We start from the raw sequence: 24,807 nt of genomic DNA, 5'->3' as shown, positions 1-24,807 counted from the left end.
CCCAGCCATACACAGATACACCCCTCTCATACGAGAAGTAGATTACCATATTTCGGTATTAGTGGGATAGGTTCTAAGTTTCTTGTGCATTGTCATAGGTGTAATAATACCAGAGGTCATATTTGGTTAAGTCTTTTACCTTGCCAAATAATTTATTAGCCACTGACGCAATTACCGACCGATTTCTCACTTCTGCAAGACACTTAGCCGCTAAAAACAAGTTGATAAATTTTTCCTCTTCGCCATCTTGCACCATCAAGTAATTAAGAATTTCACCAACAAATTTCGCATCAATCATTCCCGCAATTAGCCGCAATACCTCATGCCAAGTTTCATCTTGCCAGTGTTTGCCAAAAACTTCAGTTTTGAGATCCTCAATTGAAATACTGCCTTCCTTCTCAAACTGCCAGACAAACTCCCAAGCACAAAAATATTCTAAAAATTTCCGATGCAGAAAGGCATTGTTTGCTATCCAGCCAATAAACCATTCCAGCATAATACTCACGCCTGCTAAGTGCTTAACTACGAGTATATACACCAGTCTGAGAAATCTTTCTAGATTTCTGGGTTTTTAGGCAGTGCGAGTCTATTCATCCAAAACTTAAGATTATCTAATTTATATGCTGCGATCGCACAGATGTGCGCCCTGAAGATTTGTTAAAAATAACTAATATACTGTGCATGGATATTAGGAATAATTTTATGGTTCTACAAGTTAACCCCATCCAAAAAGAACCAATTGTTACTTGGGAAGCACTTCCAGCCGACTTCATTTTACCAGATGATCCAGTGGAAAATATTCAACAACCTGCGATCGCTGCTGCGCTTACCGATGCTTTGGGAAGCACAGCACGCATCCAACCCCAGATGCTGATTGGCTCTAATTTTGGACTTGTAGCCACAGTCAACAAAAAAATCGTTGTCAAAGCCCCAGACTGGTTTTATGTCCCTCAAGTGCAGTCTGTGGGAACAAATGTAGTGCGTCGCAGCTATACCCCAAATTTAGAAGGCGCTGGTGTGGCTGTAGTCATGGAATTTCTCTCAGATACAGAAGGGGGAGAATTATCAGTCCGTTCAACTCCACCCTACGGTAAACTCTATTATTACGAAAAGATTCTCCAAGTTCCAACCTACGTAACCTATGACCCTTACGAACCAAGCATAGAACTACGATGCTTGCAAAATGGGCAATATAATTTGCAGCAAGCAGACGCTAATGGACGCTTTTGGATTCCTGAGTTAGAGTTATTTCTCGGAATTTGGCAAGGTGAAAGATTATGTCAAACTATGAATTGGCTGCGCTGGTGGGATACAGAAGGAAATTTGCTGTTGTGGAGCAGCGAACAAGCCCAACAAGAACGCCAACGTGCTGAACAAGAACGCCAACGTGCTGAACAGGAAAGCCAACGCGCTGAACAGGAACGGCAACGAGCTGATATATTAGCAGCTAAATTACGTGAGCTAGGTGTTGACCCTGATACGTAGGCGTAGCCCGCACTTCTCTACGAGACGCTCCGCGTAGCTTGCTTCCCCGGAGGGGTACGACTTGGCTCAGTGACCATCGTAGACATCGCATAAACTCAAGGGATGCTGGGAATAATAATTTTGGGACATCAGCACCAAAATTCATTCCATGAAACAGCAAAAAAATCAGTTCAGCCATCTGACTGCGATCGAAAGAAATTATCTATCATTTCCGGCACAGTTTTTATTAAATCAAAACCTTCTACAAGGCAAAATATTAGACTTTGGCTGTGGCTTTGGTAATGATGTTAAAATATTGCGCGAAAAAGGTTGTGATATTACAGGCTATGACCCTTATTATTTTCCAGAATATCCTGATACTAAATTCGATACAATAATTTGCTTTTACGTTTTAAATGTTTTATTTACTGAAGAACAAAATAATGTTCTTATGGAAGTATCACATTTATTAAAACCTGGAGGTAAAGCTTATTATGCTGTAAGAAGGGATATAAAAAAAGAAGGTTTTCGAGAGCATTATATACACAAAAAACCTACCTACCAGTGTATTGCCAAACTTCCCTATACTTCAGTTTGTTTAGATGAACATCGTGAATTATATGAGTATGTTCACTATAATTTTCAGCGAAATTCATCTAATTATTGTATATTTTGTAATCCCCCTAGAAAGCTAAAATTATTAACTGAATCAGCAACTTCTTATGCTATTTTTGATGGCTATCCAATAAGTAAAGGACATGTTTTGGTTATTCCTAAACGTCATGTTAGCAGTTATTTTGAACTACCATTTAACGAGCAATCTGATTGCTGGTTTATGGTAAACAAAGTACAAGAAATTATCAAAACAGAATTTGAGCCTGATGGCTTTAATGTAGGAATCAATATCAATCGAGCCGCCGGTCAAAATATTATGCACACCAGTATTCATATCATCCCTCGTTACAAAGGTGATACTGTTGGCAGTAAAAGTGGAATCAGGAACGTTATTTCTAAAAAGCAATAGTTTTTTATTGAAAGCTTCCAGTCGCAAACCCGCATTTATAGCAAATATATAAATCTGAAAAATCTAATTTTTCAGTCTTGTTGAAAATATTGCAAAATATTCCAGTTAACCCAGATTATCTGGATCTATTCCCAACGCTCTTAATTGTTCTGTCAATTGTTGCACCCGTTGTTCTGCTTGTTGAGCGCGTTGTATCTCTTGTTTTACTTGTTCTGCGGGCGTGAGATATCGTTGTCCTTGCTCATCATACCAATACATCCATTCCCGCGTTACACCGCAATAATTTCCCCTTTCGCAACCAATTCCTAAGCCAATCTCTGGTAGCCAAACGGGGTTTCCCTCTTGCAATTCATACTTACCATTAACTAACTTATGTACTTCCAGATGCGGTTTGCGGCGGCGACGAGAGGAATAAATTACGTAATAAAGTACACCCAAAGCCTCGTATTCATCCAACTTAGTAGTGTATTCCTTGCGATAATTTTGGGAAACTACTTCTAGCACGAAAATCGGTACAACATTTTCATCCCACAGCACATAACTGGGACGCAGTTCCTCATCATAAAACCGCTCTATCCCTAAGCTCAAAAACCCATCTGGCACAATTGGCGGTTTATCTGGGTGATAATAAATACCCATATCTATGCCAAACAACCAGTCCATGCGTTCTGCCCAGAGTATGAGTAGGATCGCCTTCAGCAAGCCTGGTATTAATTCTTGCAGTTCATTATCCACAGGCGTTTCATCAGAGTCTGGTAGTTCCTCGGCTGAGGGCAAGTACCTTGGCAAGTTGTACTCTAACATGGCTGGTTTCCCCAAAACTCAAAGGATATTTGGCTCACCAGAATTATAGCGATTTCTGGGCTAGCAATGTCTTCGCAGGAATCAGTCGTTAGCGCATATTTTTGTTCTACCTAAGTTGCTCGCACACGATAAATAACCATCTTGACCTTTTTGGTTATTTTATGGCCAAAGTCACAAGATCGATTTAGATTCAAGTTGCGATCGCCCATTACCATGATGTACTAAGGCTGCCGTTCCATGTTCTGAAGCACGTAACTCCTTGTCAGAGATTTGTGGCTCCTTGCTATAAACCGAACTTAGTAAGATATTCAGAACTCCACTTTTTTCAGCTTGACTGACGGCGCGATGTGTAATCAATTCACCTACATTCAATATCACGTTGTCTTCTGGGTCAAGAATAACACGGGTAACTGGACGACCCAATGCTTGTTCAATCCGTTGATTTTTCATTGCCTGTCTGCTGCGTCCTTGTAACTTTTCTGCCTTCGCTTTCAAGGCTTGCCAGAAAGTGTTGAGATTCTCTTGAGCGATGCTTGCTCGATCGCCCAGTTGAACTTTGTTTTCTAACCATCTGTCACTCGCAGTAGAACGGACTGCGGTTGCCATCAGACCGACAGCGTTCAGCAATTCTGCTTCTTTAGCGTAAGTCTGAGCGCGCTCGAGAAGGGATTCTGTCACAATCTGCCCAGATGCCGCAATAATTAAGCCATCGTCAGTACGCACTGTTCGCAAGACTCTGCGCCCTCTTGCCTGCTGGATCGCCACATTTACATTTGCTGCCAAGTAATCAACTGAGTGACGCAGACTAGCGGCGCTGCTCTGAGTTACGCTGCCAATTCGATTGCCAACAGATTCTGTTGCTGCTTGTAAATTGCGGCTGATGTTGGCAGTCAGACTGCCACCCGTGGCTCGATAGAGTTCATCAAGGATACCCAGGCGATCGGCCGCTTCTGCATTGACTAGGGTGACTTCTTGACCCTTTAGTAGCAGTACATTCCCATCTGGAGTCAGCACATCCCGTTCGAGACACTTGCCAATCACATATACCTTTTGTTCGGCAGGATCAACTAAATTGTTTGTTAAAGAGGCAGTTGCATCTCGATTGAAGTCTTGTAGTTTGCTGCCAGTAGCATCAGTTGCGGCTTGCAATTGCTCGCCTGCATTCTGACTTGCTGACTGTAGCCCGCGGTTCACTTTCTCTACCGAGCTTTGCAGTTGCTCATTCACAGTTTGAGCTGCTGTTTGCAGTCTGCGGTTGGTAGTCTGGGCTGAGTCCTGCAATCTATCTCCAGTTGCCTGAACGGCTCCTCGGATACCACCAACCTGTTCTTCCATCAGTTGAGCAGTTTCTGGAGGTACAAAAGCAACATCATCACCAATTTTCAGTGTTTCGCTAGCAGGAACGAACGATCGCCCCGAATAAGCATCTGCAAATACACCGCCAGAAACTTCGTATCCTTCCACCAGTCCACTATGCTCATCAAAGAACAAATCGACCAATCCACCGAGGTCGAGTCCCTCTGTAGTCAGAATTCTCTTTTTTCTCAGCACGATATTCTGGTGCAGAATCTCTTTAATTACAGGGACACGATGTGCCTTCACAACAGATTCTTTCGAGTTAACTACGATCGCATCTGACCCGATCGCTTGTACCTCTTGTAGAGGAATCACTTTTGCGTCTCGAAACAGTCCCTTCTCTGCAACGAGAAAACCCAAAAGTTGATTGCGTTCCCGATCAAAAATTAAATCTATAATTCGGACAATTTTTTTACCTGTGTCGTAGGTGACGACCACTTTATCGATAACATCACTACCTTTAAGCATTATATATATTCCTGGTATTTTTATTGATTTTGTTGTTCAATCACTTGTTCGTTAGTTGCCTGAAACTTCAGCTGAAAATATCGTCCCTCTCGTCCAAAGCCGGGAACTATATCAATCACACCAAAGTATTCGGAAAGTGCCCCAAATATGGCGAGCAGAATGATTAAGCTGGTGATATTTGCTCCAGTATTAGAGCGTTGTCCTACTAGTCTAGGCATTTGTTATTTTATTTGTTGTTATTTTTTAGGGCTAACCTTACTGAAAAAATCATACAAGATTATTGACATATTTTTATCTGCAATCTGCCTTGATTAAGCTTAATCTTTAGGAATAAAAAAGTCAGAATTACTATTTCTAAAGATAGATATGAGCCTGTTTGCCTTCAAGCTTTTGGAAGTAAATATTTTTAGTTTTAGCTTCAATATTATTGAATGATTTAAAAGATGATTTTAGTTAATTGAGCTTTATTCATTTTCAAGAGAACATCAAACTTCCCAGAAAGCTTTCACGACTTCCTTAGACTCTTGCACAAATATTTTATGGTAGGATAGGGGTTTTACCATAAAGCTGACTCTGGTAATATGCGATACGGACAAATCAAAAGCTGAACAGTTGGTGAATTTAAACGCTTATTTGGGATAAAAGTTGCAATATCTTGCTTTGACTAAGGGATACCACTTGTGGTATTTAGAAATAGCCAAGATTTGATAGATATAATAGTTACTCGCTCGTTTCGTGGTTGTCTATAGCATTGCCCGATCTAAAGTTGCAGCCCAGTCAAGAATACAGGCATTTTTACCCCACTCAGAAAGTTGCTTCAGCCGATAAAATTTTGGTAACTCTTAACTATTAATAAATATATCGGTGCTTAGTGCTATTCATGCTTTATATTTAGCGACAGGATGATGCAAATAGCCACTCACCTTCAAATACTTAGGAGGCAGTATCCACCAGAAGCAACTCATGCTTTGATACCACCACCAGATAGTGTAAGTTAAGGTTAAGTCGATATTCAAACGAATAATTTTTGCTGAATTGCGACAGATAAAGACTAAACTAAAAAGTCTTGTGCAGCAAAACCTGTAGCTTTAAATGAAGTAATCATGTCTAAGGTTCTTGTCTCTGATTCGATTGACCAAGCTGGAATTGACATTCTTTCGCAAGTTGCTACCGTTGATGTCAAACTAGGTCTAAAACCAGCGGAACTGATCGCAATTATTGGTGAGTATGACGCGCTAATGATTCGCTCTGGTACGCGCGTCACTCAAGAAATCATTGAAGCTGGCACCCAGCTAAAAATCATTGGTCGTGCTGGTGTGGGTGTGGATAATGTGGATGTTCCCGCTGCCACACGCCGAGGAATTGTAGTAGTTAATTCTCCAGAGGGAAATACAATTGCTGCCGCTGAACACGCGCTAGCGATGATTTTGGCTTTGTCTCGTCACATCCCCGATGCTAATGCTTCGGTGAAACGCGGTGCTTGGGATCGCAATAGTTTTGTTGGTGCGGAAGTCTACAAAAAAACTCTCGGCGTTGTCGGTTTGGGTAAAATCGGCTCCCATGTTGCCGCTGTAGCTAGGACAATGGGGATGAAACTCCTAGCTTATGACCCATTTATTTCTACAGAACGAGCCGAACAAATTGGCTGTCAGTTAGTAGAGCTGGATTTACTCTTCCAGCAAGCAGACTATATCACCCTTCACATCCCGAAAACCCCAGAAACTACCCACTTAATCAATGCCACAACCTTGGCAAAGATGAAACCCACAGCTCGGATTATCAACTGCGCTCGTGGTGGAATCATTGATGAAGTAGCTTTAGCAGCAGCTCTGAAAGCGGGTAAAATCGGTGGTGCAGCCTTGGATGTATTCGAGTCAGAACCACTGGGTGAATCTGAATTGCGATCGCTAGGTAAAGAAATCATCCTCACTCCCCACTTGGGAGCCTCTACCACGGAAGCTCAAGTGAATGTGGCCATTGATGTTGCCGAACAAATTCGCGATGTCCTTTTAGGACTACCAGCACGTTCAGCTGTCAACATTCCCGGACTCGGCCCCGACGTGTTAGAAGAACTCAAACCCTATATGCAACTAGCAGAAACTCTAGGTAATCTAGTGGGACAACTAGCTGGTGGAAGGGTAGAAGTACTCAATATTCGACTGCAAGGGGAACTCGCGACCAACAAAAGTCAGCCTTTGATCGTCGCTGCCCTTAAAGGATTACTTTACCAAGCTTTGCGGGAACGAGTAAATTACGTAAATGCGAGCATAGAAGCCAAAGAACGCGGCATTCGGGTAATTGAAACCCGCGATGCTTCCATTCGAGATTATGCCGGCACATTGCATCTAGAAGCCACGGGTACTTTAGGTACTCATTCTGTCACAGGTGCTTTGTTGGGTGAGCGGGAAATCCATCTCACCGACGTTGATGGTTTCCCGATTAACGTCCCACCCAGCAAATATATGTTGTTTACCCTGCACCGCGATATGCCAGGGATTATCGGCAAACTTGGTTCCCTACTCGGCAGTTTTAATGTGAATATTGCCAGTATGCAAGTAGGTCGTAAAATCGTCCGTGGTGATGCGGTAATGGCTCTGAGTATAGATGACCCTTTACCAGAGGGCATTTTGGATGAGATTATAAAAGTCTCTGGTATTCGGGACGCGTATACAGTAACACTATGAGTGCTGAGTACTGAGTCAAGAAAAGTTAGGAGTGAATAGTTAGGAGTTAAAAGTTAAAAACTCCTAACTCCTAACTCCCTCAAACTCAGCACTCAGCACTCACCACTCACCACTCAGCACTCACCACTCAGCACTCAAAGATGGCAAACACCTGGTGGGAAATACAGATTTTATGTGAGCCAGACCTAGAAGAATCGATCTTTTGGCGACTGGAAGATTTTGGCTGTCGTGGGACAGCTAGTGAAAATAAAGGAAACTCATCTTTAGTCAAGGCTTATCTGCCGACAATTCAAACGCAGCTACTAGATTTGGCAGCGCTGTCGCTATGGCTGCGTCAAGATGCCCTCTGTGTAGGAATTTTATCTCCTTCTTTGCAATGGCAGTTAATTGATGAGGAAGATTGGGCGACTAGCTGGAAACAATATTGGCATCCGCAAGAAATAGGCGATCGCTTCTTAATTAATCCCGCTTGGCTACCATTACCAGAAACAACGGAACGGTTAGTAATTCGCCTCGATCCTGGTGTAGCATTTGGCACTGGCAACCATGCCACTACTCAGCTATGTTTGGAATCCCTGGAAATGCGGCTAAGTGGTGTTCCTCAGTCGTTTGTAGGTAGTAGTGGTAAACATGAACATCTAGTAATTGCGGATATTGGCTGTGGTTCTGGTATCCTTTCCATTGGGGCGCTGCTACTGGGTGCAGAGAAAGTCTATGCAGTAGATAATGACCCTTTGGCGGTGCAATCAACTATCAGTAATGGTGCGCTGAACGACATTAGTCCAGAACGTTTACTACCAGCATTGGGAAGTGTAGACGTTTTGACAAAATTAATTGCAAGTCCGGTGGATGGTATCGTCTGCAATATTTTGGCTCATGTCATTATTGAATTGCTTCCAGAAATGAGTGCGATCGCTAAACCTGAAACTTGGGCAATCTTCAGTGGTATTTTACTAGAACAATCTAAAGCTGTTGCTGACGCTTTAGAAGAAAATGGCTGGGTTGTCGCTACCCTGTGGAAACGCAAAGAATGGTGTTGCTTAAATGTACGGCGTTCTTAATTCGGTAGAAATTATCGTCATCCTAAATTATTCGTAAACAATTAGATCCCCAACTTCTCAAATAAGCCAGGGATCTTTAAGTAAGTGACATAATATCAATTCAAAATTCAAAATTCAAAATTCAAAATTCAGAAAGCCAGACAGAACAAAGGTTTGGGAGTATGTATCTGTCGCATTCTTTTTTTAAATTGGTATAATATATAAATTAGCCACTATTGACTTTTGAAACTAGCGATGAAAGAACGGCTACAAATCCACAAAAAAGCTGACTCATCCGCTTATTCGTCAGAGCAATGTCTACGACGGGCTACGCCTACGCATTTATTAAATACTCACTCTCAACTTGGCTCCAACAAGCCTATAGTACAGGCAAAGGTAGAAAATCAGAAATTTCAACAATATCAGTTTGAGGCAACGAAACTCCAAATACAAGTTAAGCATGGCACGATCACCCCAGAGGGACAAGAGCGACTCACTGTATTGCAAACAAAGATGAATGAGTCTTTGCAGCAAGGGAAGGAACACTCTTCGCAGTTTGGTCATAACCTGAGCAAAATGGCGATAAAACGTGCTGATAGCTTGTCAATAGGAGAAATACAGCCAAAACTGACTATTGGTCAATCAGAAGATCGATATGAGCAAGAGGCGGATAGAGTCGCTACTTCTGTAGTCAACCAAATTAATCGATCTCCTCTGCAAAACCAGGACGCACAGCAGACGATACCAGCTAATCAGAACGAACAAGCAAAGTCTAAAGAAATATTAGCAGTAAATAACTCAGCAGATAAAAAACAAAAATTTTTACAAGAATATTCGCTAGCCAAAACACTAGTCAATGGTATAGATGACACATTGCCACAAGATAAAATACTGGAACAGCTTTTCAAAAACTTTGTAAATATCCAATTTCAATACACAATGGTGAGTAAGAGTCCAGAAACTCTATTAAAAGGCTCTCCAGAAGGAGATTGTCAGACATTAGCTCGTGCTTTTAAAAAAGTTGCAGAAGAATATTTTGGCATAGAAAAAATAACAATTGAAAGTCTCGCTAAACCTTTTTTGAGTGAAGCTGGAGCTACCCCATATCAAGGTAAAAAGCCTAATTGTGATGACGGGAAACGATGGTTTTTCCAAAACCATTATTGGGCTAGCTGGAATGGAAAAATTTATGATGTTTTATTCCTCAGCAATAAACGAACCGAAGCTGATATGGCAAAACAGGTGCAACCACTCACATCAATGTTGATGCCTGAACAAGAATACTATCAAACAGAAAAAGGAAAAATTGTATATCCAATTGTCAATAAATACTCCACTGTCGAGGTTTCGATATTTGAAAAACTGAAAAACTTTGTTAATAATCTCGGTCGGTTTTTCTCCAATAGCATGAGTGCGATCATCAATAAAATTCGGTCTTTATTTGCCCAAAGTGGAAACAATACCAGTGGTTTTGATTCTCTAATGAGAGAACTTGAACACGACAAAAATAATACTGCGATCGCAAACAACCAAACTCAATAATCTTACTAACTTGGCTTTCACCACTGCCCTGAATTATCTTCCTGTTGCAACCCAATTAACTGTCGCCGCTTCCAAGCATAGTGAAGAATATTAATCCCTAATTCCTGAGCTGTCCGAATGGTCAATCTGGGTAAACTCAAATCTCTATCCAGTCCCCAGGCAGTTGCTAAATCTCCAATTGCTAAAATAATTCCTCCACCAATTAACAGTTTTATCTGCTGTTGATTAACCATTGGCAAGGCAGCAAATAAGAAAGGTTTTGTCCTTAAAGGATGACTCCGTTGCAATTCTTCTAAAGGTCTTAAAGGACTCTCTAACTGTTGTGCCAAAGCTTGAGTACTTTCAATCAGAGGATTAGCATTTGTTGGCGCATCAACAAAAAGTACACCACCTAAATTTAAGTAATTTCTGAGAGATTCAAATTCAAGACTATTTAAAGAAATTGCTTGTCCACCTGTGAGATAAAGGATGTCATAGTCTTGGATGTTTTCTGCTAAAGAAACCTGACCTGGTTCATCAGCCCCTCGCAAACTTGGGTATAGGGGTTCTACTGCTTGTAACAAATATGAAAGGCTGAAAAAATTACGCGCACATTCTGGATCGCTATGAGTCGCCTGTGCCATACATACAAGTGCTTGAGGACGCATTTGTGCCTGACGACGATAACGCAAATCAATATTATTATATCCAGGGAAAAAAGCATCCGCAGGTTGGGTAATGTCAGTATGTCCTGGTTGTAGGAGTATTCGACATATTTCTATTTCTGAACTGGCTGGTGTAGAGTTTATTTGGTCAATTCGATAAGTCTCTTGAACAACATCTCTTTGCTGTCCGCGCCGCAATTCATCGGGGTCTACATAGCTAACTACTAAGTAGATCATGAGTGGCTCAGAACTTACTACTTCTAGATCGATGGGAAAGTCATAAGAAGTCGGTACAACAATTAGATTACCTGCTAAATCAATTGCAATCCCAGGTTGAATTTGTACCCAACGTCCATCTCGATATCTAGCTTCAACTTGCCTTGGGGCAGTCACATCTCGCACGCCTAAACCGCAGACAATTCCTGGTTGATTTAAACTTTGATATTGAGCATTTTGCCGATTACGGTGATATTCATGGGCTGTGCGCCAACGTTCCGCATTAATTAGTAAGCCGTCTGCGGCTTGCAAGCGTTCAAAGGATTTAATTGGTGGTGGTGGGAAAGGATGAGACATAGCAATTTTGGATTTTAGATTTTGGATTAAAAGTCTGTTTAATTTTACTTAACTACGAATTACGAATTACGAACTACGAATTATTTAATTAGAGGGATTTTCGATAGATAATTCATAGGTGCAAAAAGCAGGTTTTTCTTGCTCTATGATTCTTTGAATAAGTTCTTCGTTGATAACGCCACTAGAAATATTTGAACGCAAACGCACTATAAAATGATATGGTTGTCCACCTGCTAAAACTGCATTTCCTAATTGTGCATCTCCTATAATGAAACTTGGTCCAAAAGGTTCGGTAATACTAATATGTTTATCAGCTTCATTAGGTAAATGTTCGTCTAGCGGTAAACCAGTATAAAGATGCAAGTAGAGACGCAATCCTTTACGAGTTCCTCGCCAGCGATAAAGTTCTACGGCTCGGCGAATTAAACGCCGTTGTTGCTGGAGATCCCAAACAGAATCCACCTGCCAAGCAACCCAATGAGCCATAAAGGGTAGTAGTGCTTGCGGTGCTGTCAAGGGATCGAGGTTTGCCCACATGACGTTATAACTATCAACTATTGGTTGAAAAGCTTGCTCAAATATCTTCATGAAGCGACCAATAAAGTCCACCTCCCGATACAAAATTGGCAAGAATTCCATGTAGGCAGTATAAGGACGGATGTATAAATCGAAATACTCGCTTCTCTCGATTTGTTCCTTGTCAGTGCCTGGGTCTATGTGTAGAGTAATTAGGCTACGAAAATTAAGTGTTAGTTTGTCTTTTTTTCCAGGGTAAATTGCTTCTTGGTCTTCAAAAAATGTGTCGGGAATTGAGAAGTAGAGAACAGCATCCATTTGTCCGCGAGGCGGTATTTCAGTGCCTTCTGTACCAATCTGACACCACTGAGATGGAAAGTTTCCTTCAACGCTTAAGCTCACCCGCAAAGGACGTTGTTCTAAGTTTTGCACTTGCACAATCATCTCGCTGGGATGTCCAGGATGCAAGAGCAAACTACGTCCAGCGACATCGATGTTTTCTGCATTTGCAAATGCTAAACCTGCCACAGGTAAAGCTTCGGGAATTTGCATTGGCGTTAATTGAATGCTTACAGCTGGACTAGAGCGACTTTGAACCATAGGATTGGGGATAAAAAGAGGCAGGGGGCAGGGGGCAAGGGAGAGAATAACTACTGACGAATTAGGAATTACGAATTATTTGGATGTCGTGATTTGAACGCAGATTTGTATCAGCCCAGGAACATATCAAACCTTCTGATCCTGGATCGATCAATTGTTCTGGGGATGGTTGTCGTCGCCAATTCTCTCCTTGCTTGCGGATGGGAAACAGCAAGACGGGGCCTAAATGACGCACGCCTGGGGTTTGTTGCAGTAATGCGACAATATCTGATGTATAAACTGGTCGCCCAAATGGCCAACCTTTGCTGTCGATTCCTCCAGTTAAGGGATTTAAATATTTATACAGCGATCGCCTCAAATTCCGACGAATTTCTTCGCTGGCAAAAGGGTTGTTGTATGCTGGCTCTAAAGCAACTTCTGTCTGTACCGAAACGCCTACATAATTCGGTTCTTGTAACTCTACTTGTACCCCTAATAACCGTCTTTCATCTAAGTAACTCAAAATTTGCTCTTGCAGGGCATTACTCAGGGCAAATTCTTCTGGTGCTATACCATTGCCTTGGGCGATCGCATCTGTGTTTGCATAAGGAACTACCAGCAAACTAACTATACCAGCTTGTCTCCGAGAATTTGCTGGCAAACACCGGACGCGGGCGATCGCACCAGCACCCGCCTGTTGTGTTAAAACTTCAAAATCTTCGGCAGTGACGGCGCGATCGCGTGTGCGGAGGATGCGGGGAGCCTTCATTACAGCTTGTTCCAGTGACTCAGCATCTGCTCCATTGATTGCTGGTACACGATTGACCACACTAGCAATATATGGATATGCAGACTTCAAGAACTGGATTGCTCCAGTTTGAACATTGCCTTCTCTACCACCGCCTGTACGATAACTAACCATCCTAATCTCTGCACCACGGGGAGGAATTGCCCCATATTGATGTTCCGACTGGTTATTTTCCAGAACTTGTACAGATGTGTCATCCAGTGATGGTTGCTGGATTCGCGTTCGCACCTGGGTTTGTTGTTTAAGTTGGCTCGGTTCCCGAATCAGCGGCCCAAACTGGATTGTACCAGTGATCGAATCGATGGTGTAATGGAAGTTATGCGGCCCAGAATCAGCAAAATCTCTCACTTCAGTCCACTTTTGAGGCAAACCACCAGCGGGAGTAACTAAAATATACTCATTTTCTCGGCGTTCTAAAATTGGTGCTGTTTGTAACTGGAAACTTTGACCGGGTGTACCATCACTAATTCCCAATCGCTCATCTTGAATCAGCGTACTATGGCTAGCCCTAACAGTACCGCCAATTGAACGCACTGCTAAACCAATAATTCGTGGTGGACGATTGTAACCAAATTCATTGGCTTCTGTAGAAATAAAGCTACAGCGCAACCAGCGACCTCGGTAAGAGGTAAAATTAGCCACAGGCCAAATCTGAGGTAAATGCAGACGTACCTCTGCACCTTGAGAGGGGTTTTCACCCTGCTGGGCGATTTCATAAAAACTGAAGCCGCGAGTTTTATCATCTGATTCTTGCAATAAAACTGATTGCCAATTTTCCCCATCCCAAGCTTCCCATCTCCGGGGTGGTTGATTGGGGTTAATCCCAGCAGGAGTAGCAGCAGCCCCTTGGAAAATAATTTCTAAAACATTAGCATCTATTGGATCATCAGAATTAATTGCTAAATAAAAGCAGTTACCAGGTTGGGGTTCCTCTTCAAAAATCGGTTGTTCATTACCTGTCCAGTAACCGTTAGATTGACGAGTCCAGGAAGTTGTGACTCTTTCGCGCAGAGATTGGGGAATATCTTCGGTAGTTTGGGCAGTTAAGAAGTGTTGGATGCGGGGGTTGCCGATAATTAGAGGAGAATCTGTGCTGAAGGTAATAGCTTCTGTAGTTTCAGTGCGAATAGTTGAAGCTTCTAATCCGGCGGGAATCGTATAGGCTTCGGGTAGTGCAGCGCTTAAATAAAAAGTTAATTCTGTGCGGGCTGGGGCGGGAGGCTGGAGACGAATACCTAGTAATTCTAAAAAAGCAACATAATTTTTTCGGGGTACTTGGTTGAATCTGAGCAACATCTGGTCAGTTAACCAAGCAAATAACTCAATGAGCGTAATTCCTGGGTCGCTGAGGTTGTGGTCAGTCCATTCTGGACAGTAGCGAGGAATACGCATGATACATTCTTGCACCAAATCATCAAAGGCGCGATCGTCTAAATTGGAAGAAGGTAATTTCGGTAGAAAGTCAAAGTTCACGATTCCTCCCCAGCTGACACCAAATAATAAGGATAAACAAAGCTATAAATATCGGGGCCGTCTTTGAGCCGATAATTAATGATGATGTCCACTCTGCCACGCACAGGGTCGGGATCGGTGACAACTTCATCGATAGTAATGCGTGGTTCCCAAACTTCTAAAGCTTCCAAGACATAAAGGCGGATTCGCAGTAGGGTATCGCTATTTAAAGGTGCAAACGCCAGTTCCGACAAGCGCGAACCAAACGTCGGACGATAAACCCGCTCACCTACACCCGTGCGGAGGATAATCCAAATAGATTCTTTAACTTTTTGATCTTCACGGCTAAGTTGTATCCCACCTTGTACATTTAAATGCAGTGGATAAGCCCAACCTGTTCCCAAATAGGCTCGATCGCGACCATAAACCATATCTGGCACTTAGACAGCTGTTACATGGATATCTTCAAAGATATCGGCACAGAAGGTTTAAGCCTATTCGCCAAAGGTCGAGGTTGAGGAGGCAGGAGGCAGGGGGAGAGAAAAAAACTTAACCTAAGTGTATTGGCTCCTACCCCTGATTGATTTATTAACTTGAAAAACGCTGTAAGATTCGTGGACGAGTCTTTAATACTCGTGAATGAGTCTTTGATACTCGCGGACGAGTCTTTAATACTCGTGAATGAGTCTTTAATACTCGCGGACGAGTCTTTAATACTCGTGAATGAGTCTTTAATACTCGCGGACGAGTCTTTGATACTCGCGGACAAGTCTTTAATACTCGTGAATGAGTCTTTAATACTCGTGAATGAGTCTTTAATACTCGCGGACGAGTCTTTGATACTCACAGACACAGTATTTCGCTGCGCCCTGCCTCTCCAATCAGCCGCCAATCAAAACAGTGGGATTACCTTTGATAATTTTATTCGGTGGCCCCAATGCTTCTATAATAGTGTCGCCCATGCGAGAGGCAGGCAGATTGTTAATCAGCACTGTCTGACTACCGTCAATCACAACCCCAGGGCCGTGAGGAGGGACGGGTAAAGGTGTGGCGCAATTATGAATATCAGCACCAGCAGCAGCGGCGGTAATTGCACTACCCATAGTAGAAGCTGCCGTTGTCTTTGTAGTTTGTTCGGCAGCTAAGGCAGCAGGTGCCCCTGGTGTACCAGCCGCCGCTAGGGTAGCAGCCTCAGCCGCTTTGATAGCTGCATCAGAAGATGTTTTGGCGGACTGCAAACCTGGTACTGCGGCAGCAAGCACACCCCGCCACGCAGGTAAAGACCCAATCAAGACATTGGGACTACCCGGCCCTCCTGTCAAAACTGGGGGTAAGGGGTGCGCCACATTGTCAGTAATTCTTGCTGCTGGTCTACCCACGATAACCTCCCATAGTGTTTTTTATTACTTGTTTCGCCGAAAATTACAAATTACGAATTACGAATTACGAATTACGAATTAATTAAGTCGAATCAACGCACCTTTGACTGTAATCGTACCGTTGGCTGAGATGTCTATATTTCCAGCAGCATCTAATGACATATTACCTGTTGATTTCACTGAAACAGATTTAGCCATATCGTCCATTTTGATTCTATGACCGCCTTTGGTTTCAATCTCTATACACCTTTGACTGTCATTAAGATATATTTTGTGACCGTATTCAGTTTCTACGCGAATACCTTTTTTACTAGTTCCTTTATCTTCTTCAACAAACTGTAGAGTATGACCTACACGAGTTTTAATGGTGCGTAATCTTACACCGTTTGTAACTGAATCCCTTACCTTTTCCGGTGGTGCATCCTTGCCATTCCATACCCCGCCAATTACATAAGGACGGTGGATATCGCCATGCTCAAAACCTACTAAAACTTCATCGTTTACCTCTGGTAAACAGTCAAAACCTCTATTTTTGCCTGCTCCCACAGCTACAACTCTTGCCCAGTCACTTGTATGTTCTTCTGTGAGAGTGGGAAACTTGACTTTCACCCTACCCCATGCCTGTGGGTCTTTGTTATCAGTCACAATCCCTACTAATAAAGTCTCAGATGGCTGGAGACGTTTTTCTGGAGATAGAGTTGTGAATAAGCTACCAGAACGTAGTCCCCGCACGCTGAAATAAGTTTCATAAACGCGCTGACTGAAGAAATGGCGGGTTTCTGTAACATAATACTTACCACTATAGCGATCGCCCATACCCTGAAGATTAATAACCCGTCCCGGACGAATCTCAGGATTCCCTTCTGCTTTGGCATCTGCATAAACAAATTCTCCTCCCAGTTCATCACACAAAGCCTGAGCCATCGTCTCTGCTTGTTTTTTGCTGGCAACAGGTTTATCTACAACAATCATTTTGGGAGATTTAAGATTAGAAAATGCATTACTAGTACTACTTCCTAGCTGATTACCTGTCTCGGTGATTGACTTCTCTTTCTTGGCTGTTCCACTAATCAATTGTTTCTGGGTATAGTCCCAGGCGCGTACTTCTACAGAACTTATCTGTTCAGCACTAGTAACACGGGTACTAAATTTATTAATATCAACTAGCCATTTTAGTGATAAAGCTCCCTGAGTTTTTGGTTTGCAAAAATTTAGCTTTTCCTCTGTAATAAATAACTCAAAACCAATGCGAGCAGCCCTTTCTCGCAAAAACTCCATATTAGTTTGATTTTCTTGAAAGACATACTTATGAACTTCACCAGTTGCCTCTATATTGCCAAGTTTTATACCTACTTCTTTAATTATTTGCTTGACTATATCGCTATCAGTTTTATTTAAAAAAGAGCGATTATAACGACCTCTATGCAGACGATGAGAAATATCATAACCGCGAACAATAATATCAGCTTCAGATTTTTCATTGAAGTGAACTTCCATCGCTGTAATTTCGCCTTCAATGAGAAATTCTCCTACCTCCTCTTGAAAATTATTATCTAGAGTAGTACTCGAAGTAAAACCTAACTTTACTTTTTTCCCAATTTTAAACAACTGCTCATGTCGCCAAGCTTTGTTTTCTGGTCGGTCAGATGCGGGAATATAGCTGTTATGGATTACTAGCGTAAACATTGCTGGTAAATGAAGGCTTTCTTCGATTGTGATTTGCAACAAATCCTTCATTAATTCAGGAGAAGCCTGTTTTCCGTCTATCTGTATTTTAGGTTCGCTTAAATAAAGGCTTTTTTTAGGAGGCATAATTATTACTTTATAACTTATGAAATGTTCAGAGCAGCCTTTAATGACAATGTAAATACTAATTTGTCACTTTATACCAATTCAATTAATGATTGCAACACATCCTTGGCTAAAGACGCGATGAATCGCGTCTCTACAAATGGTCTATTTGTCGCATTCTTTTTTAAAATTGGTATTACTTATTTTGTCTTACTCAGTGTTTGTCCCTTTTGATCTCCCGCACGAGCATTGCCTGTAGAAGCAGATTCACGTCCTCCTGGAAGGTTATTCTTATCTACTTCTTGCAAGGCTATATCTACCAGTGCCCTTACTGGTGTACCATCACTCAAAAACATATTTAAAGTGTAGGTTAAACTTGTAATTACACAATAAAAATACTCATTTCCCCATGTAAATATATAAACAGGTGGTCGTTTATCAGTTGCTTTGCTGATAGTTTCTACACCTTTTTTAATTTTATCTATATATTTTTTCATCACCGATTCTTTCGTTTCATAGGTATCATAAAGTAACTGTTTAAGTGTGAATTTGTAAGGTTCAACGCCAGAAAAGTTTACTTTCGGAAGTAGAGTAGTTCCTCTATTACCATCCTTACTTTCCCACTTGACAGTCCGAGAGAAACTAATATCTGTAGGATTAAACATTAATTCAATATCTGGCGCTTCACCGTTATAAGCTACAAGTTTGGCTTTCTCAAGTTGCGGTTGACGCTTTTGAATAACAATAATTGCTGGACTTGCCATTTGACTCCTAAAATTAATTATTGAATACAAATTTACCAACGTAATCTACCAGAGGAACCACCATGTCGTTCTCGCTCAATTTCTATCCGTTGTCGTAATCTGTGATAAACTTCACGAGCTAGAGCTTCAAGATCAGCCGTATCATCTTTATCATCTTCTTGAGAAAATGAGGATGCGCTTTCTATAGTCTCAGTTACTGGTGTTATTTCTCTAGATATATCGGGTGGGGTAACTTCTCCACCATCAGCAAAGCCTCTAGCTAAAGGAAGATGTTTAGCAAAAACTTGTGGTGATTCTGAAACATGAGAAAATTCATAATTTTGGCTATTAGATTCTCCCTCATTAAAATTAAAGCTAGTGAATTCATCATCATTTCCATTTAGTAAATCTTCTACACTTGACCATTGAGAAGGTGTATTTGACCATTGGGAAGATGTATTAGTGGTGGAATTTGTTTTTCGGAAAATCAGGGGAGGCGATGAGTATTGGGGTGAGGATTCACCTACATCAATTGTTTCATTGTGAAGGGTATGAATCTCTGGAGAATTGAGAATAGAAAGTTTCTGTTTACTAATATTCAACCCCAAAGAAGAAGGAATTAAAGAATTCGATATCTCAGGTGAATCAGTCTCAGCGCTTTTTAGTTGTAATGAAGTGTCTGAAAAAGAATCGACTTTAGTCGGAGTCTCTGGAGAAATTGTTTCTTCTGGTTCTGTGGGATTGGGTGTCTGTAAACTTGGAAGGATAATATCGTGCGGTGTTCCACCAGTGTTGATGTGATGCAGTAGAGGTAAATTCTTCTGTGCATCCCTGGTATTAATCACAAACTCCCCAGGCGTAAGCATTGCAGGTATTGTATCCGAGGGTGCTATCTGCTGGCGATTTTCAACGTGGAAATCTGTTACGTGGCCACCAGTAGCATAACCTTTAGGTGCTGGCAAATTTTCTGCGATCGCATCTTGCTCAACTTGAGGTAGTGTACTTACCTCATTTTGTGGGGAGGTTGGATTATCTGAGGTATCAACAAAGGTTGATATTCCAGGATTTTCTTCATTTGTTACCGCATAGGTAAACTCTGATTCTACTATTTGTTCATTGTCAATAATTTCCCTAAAAATACTCGCAGTTTCACTAATCTCAGGCGATATGGCGCTAATTGCTGGTATTTCAACAATCTCAGATGATGTGGCGATAATTGGTGTGATCGCAGTTTCACTAATTTCAGGCGATATTGTACTAATTGTTGGTGTTTCAGCAATTTCAGATGATGTGGCGATAATTGGTGCGATCGCAGTTTCACTAATTTCAGGCGATATTGTACTAATTGTTGGTGTTTCAGCAATTTCAGATGATGTAGCCAGAAATGGCGCGATCGCTGTTTCAGCAATCTCAGGGGATATAGCGGTAATTGTTGGTGTTTCACCAATCTCAGGGGATATTGCCGTAATTATTGGTGTTTCAACAATTTCAGGTGATGTAGCCGTAATTATTGGTGTTTCTGTTTCACCAATCTTAGATAATGGGGCGGTAAGTGGTGCGATCACTGTTTCAGCAATCTCAGGGGATATAGCGGTAATTGTTGGTGTTTCACCAATCTCAGGGGATATTGCCGTAATTATTGGTGTTTCAACAATTTCAGGTGATGTAGCCGTAATTATTGGTGTTTCTGTTTCACCAATCTTAGATAATGGGGCGGTAAGTGGTGCGATCACTGTTTCAGCAATCTCAGGGGATATAGCGGTAATTGTTGGTGTTTCACCAATCTCAGGGGATATTGCCGTAATTATTGGTGTTTCAACAATTTCAGGTGATGTAGCCGTAATTATTGGTGTTTCTGTTTCACCAATCTCAGATAATGGGGCGGTAAGTGGTGCGATCACTGTTTCACCAATCTCAGATGATATGGCGCTAACTACTGGTGTTTCAACAATCTCAGGCGATGTGGCGGTAAGTGGTGTGATCGCAGTTTCACCAATCTCTGATGATGTAGGAGTAATTATTGGTGTTTCAACAATTTCAGGGGACGTAGGAGTAATTGTTGGTACTTCACCAATCTCAGGCGATGTAGCGATAATTGTTGGTGTTTCACCAATCTCAGGCGATGTAGCTGTAAATGGTGCGATCGCTGTTTCACCAATTTCTGATGATATAGCGGTAATTGTTGGTGTTTCAACAATCTCAGGTGGTACTAAAATGGGCTGACTTTCTGTAAACTCGCTATTAGTACTCTCAACATAGCTATCACGTTGTAGTGAAGTCAGATTTGCTGAGATATCTGAGACATTAACCACCATAGCAGACTGTGACTCTGAAATTACTAAGGGTTCATTCTTATCAGAGTTTCTGAATAAACTAGGTGTGTATTCAATATCGGCTGAGGTAGGTGTTAACTGAACAGGTATACTTGCTAGAGGCTCACTTGAAACACTGGAATCAAATTCTTGTTGTATTGCAATAGGGCTTTTTGCAACTGAAGACTCAGAATTAGGTTCAGCAATATTCGCCCCTATAGCATTTTCATCATTTGCCAAAGGATGGATTAAAGTAGTTGTATTATCAATATCAGGTGAGGTAAGTGCTGACGGCAAAGCTAGAGAATTATCAACTACAGTATTATCCATCTGCAATGTAGGTATTTCCAAATTAGCCTCAACAGGCAGAGGCTCATCTGATGTTAATAAGCTATTTTCATGACTATTAATATTAACATCGTTTTGAACACTATTCTTAGCCACAGATGATTTGACTGCTTTTTTAGATTTGGATTTGGATTTGTTTTCAAGTGGCTTTTGAGATTTATTTATTTTTTTTGTTTTAGATTTATCTTTAATATTTAGTTCTTGCGAGGTATCATCACTCGTTTTTTTCTCAATCCGATTTGGCAGTATCTCGGGAATACTATCTTTTACTATTTCACTAGTATTAATATGACTATTTTCGGGTAGAGCTATTGAATCAAAAGAATCAGATTCCAGTAATGGCAAATTACTATTTATATCTTGATTATTCCAACTATACCAATCTATTAATGGTTGTATCGATGGTTCATTTTCACGAGATAATAAAAATTTCGAGGATTTAACTAATGGTAGCTTAGTTTGTATGGGACTAATAAAATTACTTCTTGAATGCAGAGAATGAGACTGTTTTCTCAATACCACTCTATCAGGAAGAGATAAAGATGATATTACCCCAAGGGGCTGAATATTGTTTCCTAGTGGAGATTGAATGATTTGCATAGTTATCGTTTAAAAATAGCCCATTAGCTAGAAACGAAATATCCACTTTTTTGATTGCGTTGTACAGAAGTGCCTCCTCCTGTAGACCTTGCAACTTGTAAGCCTTCATAAGCTAAAGTTAATTCTTCAATGGCAACTGCCTTTCCATCTGCTTGGAGTGCAGGTGTTTTCCAGGTTATAGGAATAGCACCAATCAAAGTCCAACTCATCATCGTTTCACCGGCTTGATTGAAAATCAAAATATTGACATTGCGTCGAGATGTTTTCTTCTGTTCATCAAAAACTGCATTCATCCAGTTCCAAAAACCTGGATGATCGGTAACTCCACGTTTAAGAGTGATGTCTGCAAATTCTGTATGACCTAAATAAATTCTTTGTTGGTCGTTAACACCACCTTCCTGAAACACATTTTTCTTAATTTGAATACTTAATCCTGTACATTCCGCAAAAGATGCAGCAATAGAACTGTCTATTTCTACATAGAAACGATTAGTAGTAACATAATTTAATTCGTGAGTAATGTTGCCGTTATTAGCGCCTGTAGCCATCACAACCACCTTTGAGAATCATAACTACCTACCCTTTCGCGCTGCGATCGCAAATCTTCTAGCAAAAGTTTATACACGTGTTCTGTAAGCTGGTTCATCAGCAGTGAGTCGTTGAGATATTTACTTGCCGTTTTAGGCGCCTTGCTAGCATCAGATGCCGCCGGAACCTCGGCGTAGCCAGCAGTACCGCCAACATCTCCATCGAAGGTGAAAAAACTTTGTTGCTGTTTTGAATCCATAAATAAAAAAACTCTCCCTAAATCCAGGCTAAAGGTACTGCATCAGAATCAAAAGTAGCCAAAAGTCGAACTTAGTTTTTGCCTGGATTTAGATTTTAGGGACTTGAAATACAACCACTCGATAAGCCACTTACTCACGATATAAGTCGCATACCACTGCGTAGGCAAGCAAAACTCTCAATTAGCCAGCCTGGAGACATTTACGACCTGGAAGCGTCCATTAAACAAGCAAGGGGTGGTGGGCAGACAATATCCGCGAACCGATGGAACAGGCGTTTGGCGCTGATTTCAGTGGGGTGAAGGTTCACACGAATGGTCAATCTGACCAGTTGAATCGGTCAATTCAGGCACGCGCTTTCACGACAGGACAGGATGTGTTCTTTCGGGAGGGGGAATATAATCCTGGGATGTCAGGGCGGTCAGGAGTTGTTGACTCATGTAGTGCAGCAGAATGGGGGCGGCGAAGCGATCGCAACAGCAGGGATCAGGAAAAGCGCTCAAAACTGCATTTAATACAAGGTTGGGTTTCGTTCCTCAAACGCCACTTGCTTCTCCCAAAGGGAGAAGGGGAGACACGCAAAGGACAAGTTGGGAAACCGCAAGGGCGCAGTGGTTCCCCAACTTACACAGGTTAAGATTTTTCTAACCCAAGCGTATTTCGTTTAAACTAACTTGAGCTATTAGCCTGGAAATAAATTTTCGGGCGATTTTTAGACTTTTTTAACAGGTTTTAACATGGCGGTTCTACATATATTCATAGCGGGAATTAGGAATGCTTAACATCTAGAAAAGGCAGTTGTTTGGAACAATTAGCACCAATAACTTCAATGCCTTGTTTGCCACGAATACCGTCTACTGGTAGAGAAACTGTATAAGGTGCGGTAGCCGGTAGTCCGATTCCGGGCAAAGTGCCAACGACCTCAACTCCCCAATATTCAGGTTGCTGGACGTATACAAGAGGTACAAGATTCACTTCCAAATTCAAGTATGGTTTCGTCCCTCTAACAACTAAAATATAAGTATCACTTACTATACCAGGACGAATTTCTGCTTCTTCAAAGTCAATTAATCGAGATGACTTTGGTTTTGGTAAAGCTCGGAATTGACTAAGACTTTGCTCTAATGTACTCATTTTTTCTCCTGTAGAAGAACTATGTTGTTGAATCAACTAATTAAGGAGATAACAAGATGTTTTCAATCTTGCAACTTCAACTTTTTAGCTTCTTAGTTAATTCATCAAGCTAGAAAGCAAAGTTTATGCAATGCCAACTTCTTCTTTACATTTATTTATCAAGCTCAGAAATTACCATACAAGGTGGTTAATCTAGAAGAATCCTCACGTTGGCAGTGATGTACCGTCCATCTCGTCGTTTGCGATCGCACGAGCCTTGAAATAATCAGGGTTTATGCATTACCCCAATAATAATCTCGAACAACTCGCGTGCAGAGATGCCACCACAACCTTCGGGAATGGGGATTCGCAATGCACCCAAGCCGTGAACGACGAAATCGATTCGATTAGATCATTAGGAAGGATGCGATCGCAAAACTCATGTAGTCAGGAAATTTCAGCTTAATTTGACACCAATAGCAAGCCCTTGCGCCTCTACTACGTTAAATCGATAGACAAACATTTTTAACTGTGTATGATACTAATTGTATGAAGAATTAATCAAGTTAAGGGCAATAAATTTATATATTTATAAGTACTAGTTGACCTCTACTGTCACCTATATGAGTACTATACTGATGCCAATTTAAAAAATTTTTGCTAACCATAACGCGCACTCTCCCCGATATCTTGAGGAGGGGTCTTATCTATATATTGATATTGCATTCTTTTTTAAATTGGTATGGTCAAAGAAATCCATTATTTAATACGCTTTCATTCCC

General features: G+C 41.4%; 20 protein-coding genes and 1 pseudogene. 6 read left to right on the top strand and 15 right to left on the bottom strand.

Annotated elements, in window-relative coordinates:
* Positions 1-91 precede the first annotated feature (91 nt).
* Positions 92-460, bottom strand: a pseudogene (locus HWQ43_RS10875) (NTPase); the annotation flags it as partial.
* Positions 461-702: 242 nt separating this feature from the next.
* Here HWQ43_RS10875 and HWQ43_RS10870 point away from each other — a divergent pair.
* Positions 703-1,485 carry a Uma2 family endonuclease gene (locus HWQ43_RS10870; RefSeq protein WP_292732911.1) on the top strand — a complete coding sequence of 261 codons (783 nt, stop codon included), beginning with the start codon at positions 703-705 and terminating at the stop codon, positions 1,483-1,485.
* Between the two features lie 148 nt (positions 1,486-1,633).
* Positions 1,634-2,488, top strand: a complete 855-nt coding sequence (locus tag HWQ43_RS10865) for an HIT family protein (RefSeq protein WP_292732909.1) — start codon at positions 1,634-1,636, stop codon at positions 2,486-2,488.
* Between the two features lie 105 nt (positions 2,489-2,593).
* Here HWQ43_RS10865 and HWQ43_RS10860 read toward each other — a convergent pair whose 3' ends face one another.
* From HWQ43_RS10860 to HWQ43_RS10850, 3 genes are all read right to left on the bottom strand, one after another.
* Positions 2,594-3,292 carry a Uma2 family endonuclease gene (locus HWQ43_RS10860; RefSeq protein ID WP_292732907.1) on the bottom strand — a complete coding sequence of 233 codons (699 nt, stop codon included), beginning with the start codon at positions 3,290-3,292 and terminating at the stop codon, positions 2,594-2,596.
* A 171-nt stretch (positions 3,293-3,463) separates the two neighbouring features.
* Positions 3,464-5,116: a PRC-barrel domain-containing protein gene (locus HWQ43_RS10855; protein WP_292732905.1), complete on the bottom strand. Its 1,653-nt coding sequence runs from the start codon at positions 5,114-5,116 to the stop codon at positions 3,464-3,466.
* A 20-nt stretch (positions 5,117-5,136) separates the two neighbouring features.
* Entirely contained in the window at positions 5,137-5,334 is a 198-nt protein-coding gene (locus HWQ43_RS10850; protein ID WP_292732904.1) for a hypothetical protein, read from the bottom strand.
* Between the two features lie 885 nt (positions 5,335-6,219).
* Between HWQ43_RS10850 and serA the strand changes: the two genes are divergently transcribed.
* The 3 genes from serA (at position 6,220) to HWQ43_RS10835 (ending at position 10,382) form a co-directional block, all read left to right on the top strand.
* The gene (serA, locus tag HWQ43_RS10845) at positions 6,220-7,800 is read left to right on the top strand and encodes a phosphoglycerate dehydrogenase (RefSeq protein WP_292732902.1); all 1,581 of its coding nucleotides are present in this window, start codon (positions 6,220-6,222) and stop codon (positions 7,798-7,800) included.
* Positions 7,801-7,940: 140 nt separating this feature from the next.
* On the top strand, positions 7,941-8,861 hold the full coding sequence (gene prmA, locus HWQ43_RS10840) for a 50S ribosomal protein L11 methyltransferase (RefSeq protein ID WP_292732900.1): 921 nt from the start codon (positions 7,941-7,943) through the stop codon (positions 8,859-8,861).
* A gap of 234 nt (positions 8,862-9,095) precedes the next feature.
* Positions 9,096-10,382 (top strand): hypothetical protein, encoded by a 1,287-nt coding sequence (locus tag HWQ43_RS10835; RefSeq protein WP_292732898.1) that lies wholly within the window; start codon positions 9,096-9,098, stop codon positions 10,380-10,382.
* A gap of 17 nt (positions 10,383-10,399) precedes the next feature.
* Here HWQ43_RS10835 and HWQ43_RS10830 read toward each other — a convergent pair whose 3' ends face one another.
* The 10 genes from HWQ43_RS10830 to HWQ43_RS10785 form a co-directional block, all read right to left on the bottom strand.
* Positions 10,400-11,599 (bottom strand): DUF4159 domain-containing protein, encoded by a 1,200-nt coding sequence (locus HWQ43_RS10830; protein ID WP_292732897.1) that lies wholly within the window; start codon positions 11,597-11,599, stop codon positions 10,400-10,402.
* Positions 11,600-11,683: 84 nt separating this feature from the next.
* Entirely contained in the window at positions 11,684-12,715 is a 1,032-nt protein-coding gene (locus tag HWQ43_RS10825) for a phage tail protein (protein ID WP_292732896.1), read from the bottom strand.
* Between the two features lie 61 nt (positions 12,716-12,776).
* Positions 12,777-14,975: a putative baseplate assembly protein gene (locus tag HWQ43_RS10820; RefSeq protein ID WP_292732894.1), complete on the bottom strand. Its 2,199-nt coding sequence runs from the start codon at positions 14,973-14,975 to the stop codon at positions 12,777-12,779.
* Positions 14,972-15,385, bottom strand: a complete 414-nt coding sequence (locus tag HWQ43_RS10815) for a GPW/gp25 family protein (RefSeq protein ID WP_292732915.1) — start codon at positions 15,383-15,385, stop codon at positions 14,972-14,974. The genes HWQ43_RS10820 and HWQ43_RS10815 overlap by 4 nt, the downstream gene beginning before the upstream one ends.
* Before the next feature lie 450 nt (positions 15,386-15,835).
* A complete protein-coding gene (locus HWQ43_RS10810) occupies positions 15,836-16,333 on the bottom strand; it encodes a PAAR domain-containing protein (RefSeq protein ID WP_292732892.1) in 498 nt (165 codons plus the stop codon).
* Between the two features lie 78 nt (positions 16,334-16,411).
* Positions 16,412-18,145, bottom strand: a complete 1,734-nt coding sequence (locus HWQ43_RS10805; protein ID WP_292732890.1) for a VgrG-related protein — start codon at positions 18,143-18,145, stop codon at positions 16,412-16,414.
* Positions 18,146-18,324: 179 nt separating this feature from the next.
* A complete protein-coding gene (locus tag HWQ43_RS10800; protein ID WP_292732888.1) occupies positions 18,325-18,888 on the bottom strand; it encodes a hypothetical protein in 564 nt (187 codons plus the stop codon).
* Between the two features lie 32 nt (positions 18,889-18,920).
* Entirely contained in the window at positions 18,921-22,127 is a 3,207-nt protein-coding gene (locus tag HWQ43_RS10795) for a hypothetical protein (RefSeq protein WP_292732886.1), read from the bottom strand.
* Between the two features lie 23 nt (positions 22,128-22,150).
* Entirely contained in the window at positions 22,151-22,675 is a 525-nt protein-coding gene (locus HWQ43_RS10790) for a phage tail protein (protein WP_094350961.1), read from the bottom strand.
* On the bottom strand, positions 22,675-22,914 hold the full coding sequence (locus HWQ43_RS10785) for a hypothetical protein (protein WP_292732881.1): 240 nt from the start codon (positions 22,912-22,914) through the stop codon (positions 22,675-22,677). The genes HWQ43_RS10790 and HWQ43_RS10785 overlap by 1 nt, the downstream gene beginning before the upstream one ends.
* Before the next feature lie 251 nt (positions 22,915-23,165).
* Here HWQ43_RS10785 and HWQ43_RS10780 point away from each other — a divergent pair, with 251 nt between their 5' ends.
* Positions 23,166-23,549 carry a DUF4157 domain-containing protein gene (locus tag HWQ43_RS10780; protein ID WP_292732913.1) on the top strand — a complete coding sequence of 128 codons (384 nt, stop codon included), beginning with the start codon at positions 23,166-23,168 and terminating at the stop codon, positions 23,547-23,549.
* 131 nt (positions 23,550-23,680) lie between these two features.
* Here the strand turns inward: HWQ43_RS10780 and HWQ43_RS10775 are convergent, their stop codons facing one another.
* Positions 23,681-24,046 (bottom strand): hypothetical protein, encoded by a 366-nt coding sequence (locus HWQ43_RS10775; protein WP_292732879.1) that lies wholly within the window; start codon positions 24,044-24,046, stop codon positions 23,681-23,683.
* Between the last annotated feature and the right edge of the window lie 761 nt (positions 24,047-24,807).

It is taken from the genome of Nostoc sp. JL31, assembly GCF_017114965.1.
GTDB classification, from domain to species: Bacteria; Cyanobacteriota; Cyanobacteriia; order Cyanobacteriales; family Nostocaceae; genus Nostoc; species Nostoc punctiforme_A.
This window is presented reverse-complemented; position numbering and strand designations above follow the sequence as displayed.

What these genes read in the sequence shown, in the direction of transcription:
- HWQ43_RS10835 (WP_292732898.1), top strand. Translation starts at nt 9,096, where the DNA reads ATGAAAGAACGGCTACAAATCCACAAAAAAGCTGACTCATCCGCTTAT.
- HWQ43_RS10805 (WP_292732890.1), bottom strand. Translation starts at nt 18,145, where the DNA reads ATGCCTCCTAAAAAAAGCCTTTATTTAAGCGAACCTAAAATACAGATA.
- HWQ43_RS10855 (WP_292732905.1), bottom strand. Translation starts at nt 5,116, where the DNA reads ATGCTTAAAGGTAGTGATGTTATCGATAAAGTGGTCGTCACCTACGAC.
- serA (WP_292732902.1), top strand. Translation starts at nt 6,220, where the DNA reads ATGTCTAAGGTTCTTGTCTCTGATTCGATTGACCAAGCTGGAATTGAC.
- HWQ43_RS10825 (WP_292732896.1), bottom strand. Translation starts at nt 12,715, where the DNA reads ATGGTTCAAAGTCGCTCTAGTCCAGCTGTAAGCATTCAATTAACGCCA.
- HWQ43_RS10790 (WP_094350961.1), bottom strand. Translation starts at nt 22,675, where the DNA reads ATGGCTACAGGCGCTAATAACGGCAACATTACTCACGAATTAAATTAT.
- HWQ43_RS10815 (WP_292732915.1), bottom strand. Translation starts at nt 15,385, where the DNA reads ATGGTTTATGGTCGCGATCGAGCCTATTTGGGAACAGGTTGGGCTTAT.
- prmA (WP_292732900.1), top strand. Translation starts at nt 7,941, where the DNA reads ATGGCAAACACCTGGTGGGAAATACAGATTTTATGTGAGCCAGACCTA.
- HWQ43_RS10775 (WP_292732879.1), bottom strand. Translation starts at nt 24,046, where the DNA reads ATGAGTACATTAGAGCAAAGTCTTAGTCAATTCCGAGCTTTACCAAAA.
- HWQ43_RS10800 (WP_292732888.1), bottom strand. Translation starts at nt 18,888, where the DNA reads ATGGCAAGTCCAGCAATTATTGTTATTCAAAAGCGTCAACCGCAACTT.
- HWQ43_RS10865 (WP_292732909.1), top strand. Translation starts at nt 1,634, where the DNA reads ATGAAACAGCAAAAAAATCAGTTCAGCCATCTGACTGCGATCGAAAGA.
- HWQ43_RS10850 (WP_292732904.1), bottom strand. Translation starts at nt 5,334, where the DNA reads ATGCCTAGACTAGTAGGACAACGCTCTAATACTGGAGCAAATATCACC.
- HWQ43_RS10795 (WP_292732886.1), bottom strand. Translation starts at nt 22,127, where the DNA reads ATGCAAATCATTCAATCTCCACTAGGAAACAATATTCAGCCCCTTGGG.
- HWQ43_RS10830 (WP_292732897.1), bottom strand. Translation starts at nt 11,599, where the DNA reads ATGTCTCATCCTTTCCCACCACCACCAATTAAATCCTTTGAACGCTTG.
- HWQ43_RS10870 (WP_292732911.1), top strand. Translation starts at nt 703, where the DNA reads ATGGTTCTACAAGTTAACCCCATCCAAAAAGAACCAATTGTTACTTGG.
- HWQ43_RS10860 (WP_292732907.1), bottom strand. Translation starts at nt 3,292, where the DNA reads ATGTTAGAGTACAACTTGCCAAGGTACTTGCCCTCAGCCGAGGAACTA.
- HWQ43_RS10785 (WP_292732881.1), bottom strand. Translation starts at nt 22,914, where the DNA reads ATGGATTCAAAACAGCAACAAAGTTTTTTCACCTTCGATGGAGATGTT.